The 10,601-nt window shown below is 63.1% G+C and carries 12 protein-coding genes; 10 read left to right on the top strand and 2 right to left on the bottom strand.

Annotated elements, in window-relative coordinates; all coding sequences use genetic code 11:
* The first annotated feature begins 127 nt into the window (after positions 1–127).
* The 3 genes from B348_RS0111470 (at position 128) to B348_RS0111480 (ending at position 2,674) form a co-directional block, all read left to right on the top strand.
* Positions 128–904 (top strand): hypothetical protein, encoded by a 777-nt coding sequence (locus tag B348_RS0111470; RefSeq protein WP_017736260.1) that lies wholly within the window; start codon positions 128–130, stop codon positions 902–904.
* Between the two features lie 63 nt (positions 905–967).
* Entirely contained in the window at positions 968–2,062 is a 1,095-nt protein-coding gene (gene dprA, locus B348_RS0111475; RefSeq protein WP_026136740.1) for a DNA-processing protein DprA, read from the top strand.
* A gap of 54 nt (positions 2,063–2,116) precedes the next feature.
* Positions 2,117–2,674 carry an L-threonylcarbamoyladenylate synthase gene (locus tag B348_RS0111480; RefSeq protein WP_017736262.1) on the top strand — a complete coding sequence of 186 codons (558 nt, stop codon included), beginning with the start codon at positions 2,117–2,119 and terminating at the stop codon, positions 2,672–2,674.
* Between the two features lie 130 nt (positions 2,675–2,804).
* Here B348_RS0111480 and B348_RS0111485 read toward each other — a convergent pair whose 3' ends face one another.
* On the bottom strand, positions 2,805–3,782 hold the full coding sequence (locus B348_RS0111485; RefSeq protein ID WP_017736263.1) for an NADPH:quinone reductase: 978 nt from the start codon (positions 3,780–3,782) through the stop codon (positions 2,805–2,807).
* A gap of 159 nt (positions 3,783–3,941) precedes the next feature.
* Between B348_RS0111485 and hemF the strand changes: the two genes are divergently transcribed.
* Positions 3,942–4,874 (top strand): oxygen-dependent coproporphyrinogen oxidase, encoded by a 933-nt coding sequence (gene hemF, locus B348_RS0111490; protein WP_017736264.1) that lies wholly within the window; start codon positions 3,942–3,944, stop codon positions 4,872–4,874.
* Positions 4,874–5,692, top strand: coding sequence for a shikimate dehydrogenase (gene aroE, locus B348_RS0111495; RefSeq protein ID WP_017736265.1), 819 nt, complete (start codon positions 4,874–4,876; stop codon positions 5,690–5,692). Before hemF ends, aroE begins: the two co-directional genes overlap by 1 nt.
* A gap of 148 nt (positions 5,693–5,840) precedes the next feature.
* On the opposite strand, the gene metR is transcribed toward aroE, so the two are convergent.
* Entirely contained in the window at positions 5,841–6,758 is a 918-nt protein-coding gene (metR, locus tag B348_RS0111500; protein WP_017736266.1) for a transcriptional regulator MetR, read from the bottom strand.
* Positions 6,759–6,940: 182 nt separating this feature from the next.
* Here metR and B348_RS0111505 point away from each other — a divergent pair, with 182 nt between their 5' ends.
* The 5 genes from B348_RS0111505 (at position 6,941) to B348_RS0111525 (ending at position 10,546) form a co-directional block, all read left to right on the top strand.
* Positions 6,941–7,960 (top strand): alpha/beta fold hydrolase, encoded by a 1,020-nt coding sequence (locus B348_RS0111505; RefSeq protein WP_026136741.1) that lies wholly within the window; start codon positions 6,941–6,943, stop codon positions 7,958–7,960.
* A gap of 55 nt (positions 7,961–8,015) precedes the next feature.
* The gene (locus tag B348_RS0111510; RefSeq protein WP_017736268.1) at positions 8,016–8,669 is read left to right on the top strand and encodes a DsbA family oxidoreductase; all 654 of its coding nucleotides are present in this window, start codon (positions 8,016–8,018) and stop codon (positions 8,667–8,669) included.
* A gap of 190 nt (positions 8,670–8,859) precedes the next feature.
* The gene (locus B348_RS0111515; RefSeq protein WP_017736269.1) at positions 8,860–9,780 is read left to right on the top strand and encodes an arginase; all 921 of its coding nucleotides are present in this window, start codon (positions 8,860–8,862) and stop codon (positions 9,778–9,780) included.
* Positions 9,777–10,157 (top strand): transporter, encoded by a 381-nt coding sequence (locus B348_RS0111520; protein WP_017736270.1) that lies wholly within the window; start codon positions 9,777–9,779, stop codon positions 10,155–10,157. The genes B348_RS0111515 and B348_RS0111520 overlap by 4 nt, the downstream gene beginning before the upstream one ends.
* A complete protein-coding gene (locus B348_RS0111525; protein ID WP_017736271.1) occupies positions 10,154–10,546 on the top strand; it encodes an EamA family transporter in 393 nt (130 codons plus the stop codon). The genes B348_RS0111520 and B348_RS0111525 overlap by 4 nt, the downstream gene beginning before the upstream one ends.
* Positions 10,547–10,601 lie beyond the last annotated feature (55 nt).

Raw genomic sequence — 10,601 nt, forward strand, 5'->3', positions numbered from 1 at the left:
TTGCTGCACATGTGAGGTAAAGGCAAATCGGCGTTGGGATGGACCCAAACGACCGGTGTGAAACCCTTAAAAGCCGCGAAGGCCAAGGCATTTCACGCGAACGCACATAATAAAGGAGATTCACCCCATGAGGAAATCGCTGCTCGTCTTACTGCTGTGGGCGCCGGTCGCCATGGCCCTGCTGCCATCGCCCGGCCAGCGTCTGGATCAGCCGACGCAACAGGCCATCCAGCGTTTTTTATTGCATAACCGCGTGCTTGATTCCCTGCAGGACCTGGACAACGCGCCCTACATCGTCGCGGCCGACGCCGGCCGGGTGCTGGGCGCGCCGGGTGAGCAGGTGCATGCGCGCGGCGTCCTGGACCCTTCCCACCCGATCTACGGAATATTCCGACGCGGCAAGGTCTACACCGATCCACAAACCCACGAACTGCTGGGCATCAACGCCGATGACATCGGCACCGCGCGCTTTGTGACGGTGGGCGACCTCTCCACCCTGGCCGTGCAGCGCGTGACCCAGGAAATTCGCCCAGGCGACCGCTTGCTCCGAGCCCAGCCACCCGTAGACCTGGCACGCCTGGAGGTGTCGGAACCTGCGACTTTCATTGAAGGAAAAATCATCGACGTCCCCAGAGGCGTTACCCAGATCGGCGTGCTGGATGCCGTGACCCTGAACAAAGGTCGGCGCGATGGCATGGTTGAGGGGCACCTGCTCCCCGTGATCAAGACTGGCGCCACTGTTCGCGACGCGCTCACCGGCGTCCCGACGAAACTTCCCGATGAGCGCGCCGGCACTCTGCTGGTGTTTCGCACCTACGAAAAGCTCAGTTACGGCCTGGTTCTCAAGGCATCACGCCCCTTGGCCGTAATGGACCGTTTCGAGACTGTCCATCAAAGACAATAAATAGCCTGCTAAATAAGTTACCAACAGAGTTATCCACAGCTTGTTCCGGTCAAGGATGATCAGATGTATCCGACAAACAGCCATGAAATATCCCCAGCAGAACTGGAAGCACGACTACGCTTGCACAGGCTGCCGGAACTGGGTCCCAAGCGTTTTCGCCGATTGATCGAAGCATTTGGTTGCGCGTCAAAGGCCATCAGCGCCCCCGCCAGTGCCTGGCGTTCCCTCGGGTTGCCGGCCATCAGCGCGGAGGCCCGGCGCAGCCATGAGGTGCGCGATGGCGCCAGCGCTGCATTGGCCTGGCTGGCACGCCCGGCCCAGCATTTGCTGATGTGGGACCAGCCTGAGTACCCCGCATTGCTCGCCCAGATCGACGACGCGCCGCCGTTGTTATTCGTCGCCGGCGACCCTGGAATCCTGGAAAAACCGCAACTGGCGGTGGTCGGCAGTCGCCGTGCTTCGCGCCCTGGCATGGACACCGCCGCCGCGTTTTCGCGCAGTTTGGCGGGCGCGGGTTTTGTTATCACCAGCGGCCTTGCGTTGGGCATTGATGGCGCGGCGCATCAGGCGGCATTGGATGTCGGGGGGCAGACAATCGGCGTCCTCGGTACCGGCCTCGAAAATTTTTATCCACAGCGCCACAAGCGGCTCGCGGCGGCGATGATTGAGCAAGGCAGTGCCGTGGTTTCCGAGTTCCCGCTGGACACCGCGCCCCAGGCCGGCAACTTTCCACGGCGCAACCGGATCATCAGCGGCCTGTCCCTCGGCGTGCTGGTGGTGGAGGCGAGCATGGCCAGTGGTTCGCTGATCACCGCCAAGCTCGCCGCCGAGCAAGGCCGCGAGGTGTATGCGATCCCGGGCTCCATCCACCATCCCGGCGCCAAGGGCTGTCACCAGTTGATCCGTGAGGGTGCGGTGCTGGTGGAAACCATCGAGCACATCCTGGAAGGCTTGCGCGGCTGGCAGGCGTTGTCGCGCCCGGCCCCGGTGCCGGTCACCCATCCGTTGGTGGCGCTGCTGCACGCGGCGCCCCACACCAGCGAAGCCCTGGCGATTGCCAGTGGGCGGCCGTTGTCCCAGGTGCTGGCGACCTTGACCGAGTTGGAACTGGAAGGCCGCGTGATCTGCGAAAGCGGGCACTGGCGCGCGCGCTGCTAGGTTTTGTAACAGAGATCGGTAAACTGCCCGGAGCTTTGGTCTGGAGAGTAAACAATGGTCAACAGGTGGCGTGTGCTGGAAGCCGCACGAGAAATTCGCGCAGGTGCGGTGATTGCCTACCCAACCGAGGCGGTGTGGGGGCTGGGCTGCGACCCGTGGAATGAAGAAGCGGTGGACCGCTTGCTGGCGATCAAGAACCGTTCGGTGGACAAGGGCTTGATCGTGGTCGCCGATAGCATTCACCAGTTCGACTTTTTGTTCGAAGACTTCCCGCAAGACTGGATCGACCGCATGGCCAGCACCTGGCCGGGGCCCAACACCTGGTTGGTGCCCCACCAGGGTTTGCTGCCGGAGTGGGTGACCGGTGTGCACGACACCGTGGCGTTGCGCGTCAGCGATCACCCGTTGGTGCGGGATCTGTGCGCAGAAGTGGGGCCGTTGATTTCCACCTCGGCCAACCCGCAGGGCCGCCCGGCGGCGCGTACGCGGATCCGCGTGGAGCAGTATTTCCGTGGCCAGGTGGACCTGGTGCTGGGTGGCGCCCTGGGTGGGCGCAAGAACCCGAGCCTGATTCGCGATCTGGCCACGGGCAAGGTGATGCGCCCGTCCTGAGACCGAGGTGTAGCCATCGCGGGCAAGCCCGCTCCCACAGGTTGATCGGGTTCCGACTGGAGAAACTCGGTCAAATGTGGGAGCGGGCTTGCCCGCGATGAGGCCCTTGAGTCAGTAGAGTCCTGAAGCCTTACGGCAACAAAATCGTCGACCCGGTAGTCCGCCGCCCCGACAACTCCGTCTGCGCCTTCGCCGCATCCGCCAGCGCATACCGCTGGTTGATATCAATGCGCACCTTGCCGCTCTTGATCATCGAAAACAGGTCATCCGCCATCGCCTGCAAGTTCTGCGGGTTGTTGGCGTAGGTGGCCAAGGTCGGCCGGGTCACGTACAGCGAACCTTTCGCCGACAAAATCCCCAGGTTCACCCCATCCACGGCGCCCGACGCATTGCCGAAACTCACCACCAGCCCGCGCGGTGCCACGCTGTCCAGCGACGTCAGCCAAGTGTCCTTGCCCACACCGTCGTACACCACTGGCACTTTTTTGCCGTCGGTCAATTCCAGCACGCGTTGTGCGACGTTTTCCTTGCTGTAGTCGATGGTTTCCCAGGCGCCGAGGGATTTGGCCAGGGCGGCTTTTTCCGGCGAGCTGACCGTACCGATCAGCTTCACGCCCAGGGCCTTGGCCCACTGGCACGCCAGGGAGCCTACGCCACCGGCAGCGGCGTGGAACAGGATGGTCTCGCCACCCTTCAACTCATAGGTCTGGCGCAGCAGGTATTGCACGGTCAGGCCCTTGAGCATGGCGCCAGCCGCCTGTTCGAAGCCGATCTCGTCCGGCAGGTGCACCAGGTTGGCGGCCGGCAACACATGCAGTTCGCTGTACGCACCCAGCGGCCCGCTGCCGTAGGCCACACGGTCGCCGACCTTGAACTGGGTGACTTCGCTGCCGACGGCATCGACCAAACCGGCGCCTTCTGCGCCCAAGCCAGATGGCAACGCAGGCGGCGCGTACAAACCGCTGCGGAAATAGGTGTCGATAAAATTCAGGCCAATCGCCTGGTTACGTACGCGAACCTGTTGTGGGCCGGGTTCCGCTGGCGTGTAGTCCACATACTCAAGCACGTCGGGGCCGCCATGGGCGCTGAACTGGATACGTTTTGCCATCTGCCTTCTCCTCGGGTCGAATTCGCGTAGTCGGCTATCGAACTCCTAAGCTTGATCTTCGTCAACTACGGCGCAACGGGGTGCGGTGGTATCCTGTGCGCCCATTTGCCGCCGACGCCCAATGGCCTCGCGTAGCTTTGCCCGATTCAAGGTGATGCCATGACTACCCGCACCGAGGCTGTAAAGGCCTACCTGCTTGACCTGCAAGACCGCATTTGCAGTGCCCTGGAAACCTTCGAGCCGGACACGCGCTTTATCGAAGACGCCTGGACCCGGCCTGCCGGCGGCGGCGGTCGTACCCGTGTGATCGCGGACGGTGCGGTGATTGAAAAAGGCGGCGTTAACTTTTCCCACGTGTTTGGCAGCGGCCTCCCACCGTCCGCCAGTGCCCATCGCCCTGAACTGGCCGGCCGTGGTTTTGAAGCCCTGGGCGTGTCGCTGGTGATCCACCCGCACAACCCTCACATACCAACGTCCCACGCCAACGTGCGCTTTTTCATCGCTGAAAAAGAAGGCGAAGAGCCGGTGTGGTGGTTCGGTGGCGGCTTTGACCTCACGCCCTACTACGCCAACGAAGAAGACTGCATCCACTGGCACCGCGTGGCCGAGCAGGCCTGTGCGCCGTTCGGTGCAGACGTTTATCCGCGCTACAAAGCCTGGTGCGACACCTACTTCCACATCAAGCATCGCAATGAACCGCGTGGCATCGGCGGCCTGTTCTTCGATGACTTGAACGAGTGGGACTTCGACACCTGCTTCGCCTTCATCCGCGCCATCGGCGACGCCTACATCGACGCCTACCTGCCGATCGTGCAGCGCCGCAAGGCCACCGCCTACACCGAGCAACAGCGCGAATTCCAGGAATTCCGCCGTGGCCGCTACGTTGAGTTCAACCTGGTCTACGACCGTGGCACCCTGTTTGGCCTGCAATCGGGTGGGCGCACCGAGTCGATCCTGATGTCGCTGCCGCCGCAAGTGCGCTGGAGCTACGACTGGAAAGCCGAGGCCGGCAGCGAAGAAGCGCGCCTCACCGACTACTTCCTGCAAGACCGTGACTGGCTCGGCCTCGCCGCGCCCAAGGCAGCCGTCTGATGGACCGATATGTGGTGTTCGGCAACCCCATCGGCCACAGTAAGTCGCCGCTGATCCACCGGATGTTCGCCGAGCAGACCGGCGAGCAACTGGACTACAGCACCTTGCTTGCGCCGCTGGAGGATTTCACTGGCTGTGCCCGTGAGTTTTTTCAGCAAGGCCGTGGCGCCAACGTCACCGTGCCGTTCAAGGAAGACGCCTACCGCCTGGCCAACAGCCTCACCGAACGGGCCCAGCGCGCTGGCGCGGTGAATACCCTGAGCAAGCTCGCCGACGGCAGCCTGCTGGGTGACAACACCGACGGCGCCGGCCTGGTGCGCGACCTCACGGTCAACGCCGGGTTGAGCCTGCAAGGCAAACGCATCTTGCTGCTTGGCGCTGGCGGCGCGGTACGTGGCGCGCTGGAGCCGTTGTTGGCCGAGCGGCCGGCCTCGCTGATCATTGCCAACCGCACCGTGGAAAAAGCCGAAATGCTCGCCGAGTTGTTTGACGACCTGGGCCCGGTGTCTGCCAGCGGCTTCGACTGGCTGCGTGAGCCGGTGGACGTGATCATCAATGCCACGTCCGCCAGCCTGTCAGGCGATGTACCGCCGATTGCCGGCAGCCTGATCGAGCCGGGCAAGACGTTTTGCTACGACATGATGTACGGCAAGGAGCCGACGGCGTTTTGCCGCTGGGCGACGGCGCAAGGTGCCGCCGTGGCGATGGATGGCTTGGGGATGTTGGTGGAGCAGGCGGCGGAGGCGTTTTTCCTGTGGCGCGGTGTGCGCCCGGATTCGGCGCCGGTGCTGGCCGAGCTGCGTCGCCAACTGGCCTGACACAAATCCAATGTGAGCACGGTCAGTGTGGGAGCTGGCTTGCCTGCGATAGCGGTGTGTCAGCTTGCATATTTGCTACTGATGCACCGCTATCGCAGGCAAGCCAGCTCCCACAGTTAGATCACATTGTTTGTGGGCGCCGGTTCCTTCAGCGAACGGCGCTGACGCCATCCAATGTGGAAAACGACGTGTCCTTCGCGGTCAGCAAGAAATCGCGCATATACGGCGCATCCAGCATGTCCGCACGAATCCCCGCATACAGCGTCGCAAACAAGCCTTTCTCACCCAAACGCTTGGCCTTCACATAGCCGCGCGAGCTGTATTCATGCAGCGCCCAATGGGGCATGCCGCACACGCCACGGCCGCTGGCCACCAGTTGCATCATCATCACCGTCAGTTCCGAGGTGCGTACCTGGGCCGGTTCGACGTCGGCGGGTTCGAGGAAGCGGGTGAAGATGTCCAGGCGGTCGCGTTCCACCGGGTAGGTGATCAGGGTTTCCGTCAGCAGGTCTTCCGGCACGATGTAGGATTTGCCCGCGAGCGCATGCTGGTTGGCCACCGCGAGCATGGCTTCGTAGGTGAACAGCGGCACGTAGGTGATGCCCGGCAGCTCCAGCGGGTCGGAGGTCACCACCAGGTCGAGGTCGCCACGGGCCAGGGCCGGCAGCGGCGCGAAGGCAAACCCGGAGGCCAGGTCCAGCTCGACTTCCGGCCAGGCATCGCGGAACTGGTCGATGGTCGGCATCAGCCACTGGAAGCAGCTGTGGCATTCGATGGCCATGTGCAGGCGCCCCGCAGTGCCGCCGGCCAGCCGCGCGATATCGCGCTCGGCACCGCGCAGCAGCGGCAGGGCCGCATCGGCCAGTTGCAACAGGCGCAGGCCGGCGCTGGTGAAGCGCAGTGGCTTGGTCTTGCGCACGAACAGCTGCATGCCCAGGCGTTCTTCCAGCTCCTTGAACTGGTGGGACAACGCCGATTGCGTCAGGTGCAGGCGCTCGGCGGCTTCCACCAGGCTGTCGGCTTCGCGCAGGGCGTGCAGGGTCTTGAGGTGACGGATCTCGAGCACGGGCTCTCCATGAAGGAAATTTGTGATGAAGCGCAATCGCGTGAGTTTGTCTCATGTTGCCGTTTGTGTCGACCATGACCGCTGGGCACTCTTCATTAAACTGTCATGAAACTGTGGCAGCGCGCTTGAACAAACTTCATCAGACTCGCGCTCTACTGGGGTTCTGCGTTTCGGTGTTTTTCATGCGCGTGTTGCTTTTACTGGCCGCTCTATTGTTCGGCCTGCCGTCTTTTGCGGCGTCTCGATGTGATGTCAATGTCCCGACCGAAACGGTCGACCTGGCTCAGGTGAGCATCGCCTACCAGAGCATCGGCCGTGCGTCCGATCCGGCGTTGCTGCTGGTGATGGGGCTGGGCGGGCAGTTGATCCACTGGCCGGATGAAGTGGTCGTGGCCCTGTGCCAACAGGGTTTTCGGGTGATCCGCTACGACAACCGTGACGTCGGCCTGTCCACCTGGCGCCAGGCGCCGGCCAGCGCCAACCTGACCTTTGAAGTGCTGCGCTACAAGCTCGGCCTGCCGGTGTCGGCGCCCTACACGCTGACCGACATGGCCGACGACGCGCTGGGTTTGATGGATGCGTTGCAGGTCCGCCAATTCCACGTCCTGGGCGCAAGCATGGGTGGCATGATCGCCCAGCACCTGGCGGCCATGGCCCCGCAGCGCGTGGAAAGCCTGACGTTGATCATGACCAGCTCCGGCGCCGAAGGCCTGCCGGCGCCGAATGCGGCGCTGGTGCAATTGCTGTCACGGCGCAGCGCACCCAATCGCGAAGTAGCGCTGGAGCAGCAGGCTGATCTGCTGGCCGCGCTGGGCAGCCCGAATGTGAAAGATGATCGCCAGGCCCTGCTGCACCAGGCGGCGCTGTCCTACGACCGTGCGTTCAACCCGGACGGCGTCAAGCGCCAGATCATGGCGATCCTCGCCGAACCGAGCCGTGTGCCGTTGCTCAACCAGCTGCGCGTGCCGACCCTGGTGGTGCACGGCACCGCCGATCCGCTGTTGCCGGTGATGCACGGCGTGCACCTGGCCGCGCATATCCAGGGCAGCGAATTGAAGCTGATTCCCGGCATGGCCCACCGTTTCCAGGAAGCGTTCAAGGCGCCGCTGCTGACGGCGGTGCTGCCATACCTGCAAGCCCATCGCGAAGATGCGGCGCACTGGGCGCGGATTGACCTGGGCGAGCCTTCGAAGGTGTTGTGACATTGGTGTATCGTGCAACCTTTGCGGCGCGTTTTTGCCTACGAGGTGGCTAGCCATGAGTACTCCCCTGAAAATCGATTTCGTCAGCGATGTGTCCTGCCCCTGGTGCATCATCGGCCTGCGCGGCCTGACCGAAGCCCTCGACCAGCTGGGTGCCGAGGTGCAGGCCGAGATCCACTTCCAGCCGTTCGAACTGAACCCGAACATGCCCGCCGAAGGGCAGAACATCGTCGAGCACATCACTGAAAAATACGGTTCTACCGCCGAGCAATCCCAGGCCAACCGCGAGCGCATCCGCGACATGGGCGCCGCGCTGGGCTTTGCCTTCCGCACCGATGGCCAGAGCCGCATCTACAACACCTTCGATGCTCACCGCCTGCTGCATTGGGCCGGGCTGGAAGGCTTGCAGTACAACCTCAAGGAAGCGCTGTTCAAGGCGTATTTCAGCGACGGCCAAGACCCTTCCGATCACGCGACCCTGGCGATCATTGCCGAAAGCGTCGGGCTGGACTTGAAGCGCGCGGCTGAGATTCTGGCCAGCGATGAATACGCCGCCGAGGTACGTGAGCAAGAGGAATTGTGGGTGTCCCGTGGCGTGACGTCGGTGCCGACCATTGTGTTCAACGACCAGTACGCGGTGAGCGGTGGACAGCCGGCCGAGGCGTTTGTGGGGGCGATTCGCCAGATCATCACCGACGCCCAAAACTAAAGCCGAACACAATTCCAAGTGTGGGAGCTGGCTTGCCTGCGATAGCGGTCTATCAGTTATTGCTGCATTGACTGATCCACCGCTATCGCAGGCAAGCCAGCTCCCACATGGGTTACTCATTGTCCTCAAGAGATCCGCTGGCCCGGCCCTTGCATTGACCCCCTGAAGCCATAAAGGGGGCACCTCTGCCTTGAATATTCTTGATCTCGACCACAGCCTCACCAACCAGGCACCGATTGCCCGGCGTCTGGCCAGCGGTCAGGCCACGCGCCTCGACCTGCTGGACCTGGGCCCGAAGCTGCGCCTGTGGGCCACCGAAAAAACCTGGAAGTCCTTCGCCGCACGCCTGGCCCAGCGGCCACGGCCGGTGGATGCACGGCCGGAAATCCTGTTTGTCGGCTCCGGCGACTATCACCACCTCACGCCGGCGTTTCTCGCCGACCTCAAGGAACCCATCAGCCTGATCCACTTCGACAACCACCCCGACTGGGTGCGCTTTGCGCCCAAGCGGCACTGCGGCTCGTGGGTCAACCGCGCGCTGAACATGCCGGCGATCAAACGCATCGTCACCCTGGGCCCGTGCAGCGATGACCTGCACAACCCGCAACTGCGCGGCGGCAACCTGGGGGCGCTCAAGCGTGGGCATTTGCAGCTGTTTCCCTGGCAGCATCCGCCGTCGAAAGTCTGGGGCCGGGTCGGGGACGGCGCCGGTCACCAGCAGCAGGAAAATCACCTGCATTGGCGCAATCTGGCGGAGTTGGACTGGGGCGTGTTTCTCGAGCAGATGATCGCCAGCCTGCCCACCGATGCGATCTGGATCACCATCGACAAAGACGTGCTGGCCAGTGAAGACGCCGCCACCAACTGGGACCAGGGCGGTATGCGCCTGGCCCATCTGCTGCAAGCCCTGCGGGCGTTGGCGGCGGGCAAGCGGATTATCGGCATCGACGTGTGTGGCGAGTTCGCACAACCTGCGTTCAGCAACGCGTTCAAGCGCTGGGAGGCCAAGTCCGACCAACCGCCCGCCGAGCGCTGGAGCCCCGAGGATTTGCAGCGCAATGCCGCGACCAATGAAGCCCTGATCGACCTGTTTGAGGAGCTGTTCCCGTGACGTTGACCGTGGTGTTGCTGGTGGCGTTTTCCATCGTGCTCGATGTGATCGGCCAGTTGTGTTTCAAGCTCGGCCTCGACCGCTTGCCGGAGCTGGAAGGCGGCTTTCGCCTGAATGCGTTCTGGGGCCAGGTGTTCAATGCGCCGTTGTTGTGGGCCGGGATCGGGGCTTACGTCATCGAGTTTTTTGTCTGGCTGGAAGCCTTGTCCCGCGCGCCGTTGAGCCTGTTGTTTCCGGCGGCGGCGTTGGCGTATTGCGGGGTGGTGCTGGTGGGCAAGGTGGTGCTGGGCGAGACCGTCAGCCGCCGCCGTTGGGCGGGGACCTGGGTGATCACCCTGGGCGTGATGTTGGTGGCGATTGCCGGAGGGCAGGCATGAATACGCACGCGTGGTTGCATGGGCGCTTCGGCACTGTGGTGCTGTGGGCCTTGCTGATCTGTACCGAAAGTGCCGGGCAGTTGTTTACCAAAGTGGCCGGCGATCAATTGGGGCAGATGGATTTCAATTGGCAGTGGTTGGCGGATGTGGCGCGCAACCCGGGGATTCTCGCGGCGATTGCCTGCTACATCGGCGCGTTTTTCGTGTGGATGCTGATCCTGCGGCGCAGCAGTCTGTCCCTGGCGTTTCCCCTGAGTTCATTGGTGTTTGTGGTGGTATTGCTCGGTTCGTGGCTGGGGCTGGGGGAACATATCAGCGCGCTGCACTGGGTGGGGGTGGCGGTGATTATCGGCGGGATTGCGCTGCTGGCCGAAGGCGAAGAAAACTGAAACCCCTGCCATGAAATACAGATCCCTGTGGGAGCTGGCTTGCCTGCGATAGCGG

The organism is Pseudomonas sp. CBZ-4 (genome assembly GCF_000346755.1).
GTDB lineage: Bacteria > Pseudomonadota > Gammaproteobacteria > Pseudomonadales > Pseudomonadaceae > Aquipseudomonas.